This window comes from Xenorhabdus santafensis, from assembly GCF_033949405.1.
GTDB lineage: Bacteria > Pseudomonadota > Gammaproteobacteria > Enterobacterales > Enterobacteriaceae > Xenorhabdus > Xenorhabdus santafensis.
The window spans coordinates 1-651 of sequence record NZ_VCDN01000391.1; the positions used below are offsets into that span (position 1 = coordinate 1).

The following is a 651-nucleotide window of genomic DNA, read 5'->3' on the forward strand; positions in this document are numbered from 1 at the left end:
AATTGTAAGCTATGAGCCTACTATGCTGAAAATTTCTAAAGATGTAAATGAAGTAAAAGTTTTTGGGACTACTCATTTTTATCTTTCAAGTTCTGATCTATCTAAAATAAATAAAGTAATTGCATTTGGTGGTTCAGCTTCAGCATTAGCAGCAGCTTTAGGTGTAGCTGTTGGAGTAGCAGCTCCTATACTTGCAGCAGCAGCATTTTTAGGTGCAGGGTTAAATTTATGTAATTGGAATGATAAGGGTATTATTTTGAAGCATATTAATAATATGTGGTCTTGTACCCCAGCTAAGTAGAATAATTTATATCGTAGCCTGCTTTAAATAACATTTTAAGGTGGGCTATAATTAGTTTTATTTTTATATTATAAATCTGGAATTTTCAGACAAAATAGAACAAAAAAAGCCCTTTATGCTATAATTGAGTTACCACACTACAATTATAGGAAAGAGGCTTTTTTCATTTTAACTAGATTGTTAGAGTTTTAAGAAATTAAGAATCCTAAGATTTAGTTTCTAAGTATATAATATCAAAAGAAAAGTCTCTTTGCTAGTTGTAAATACTAGGAAGAGGAGAATTTTGTATGACAAATCTTGATGAGTTTAGACAAATATTAAACCAAGCAGAAAGTAATTCCAGAAAAAGA

General features: G+C 29.8%; 1 protein-coding gene. It reads left to right on the forward strand.

Features of this window, described 5'->3' with window-relative positions:
* The coding region (locus FE392_RS20690) for a hypothetical protein (protein ID WP_319931973.1) at positions 1-301 on the forward strand (301 nt) is incomplete at its 5' end.
* Positions 302-651 lie beyond the last annotated feature (350 nt).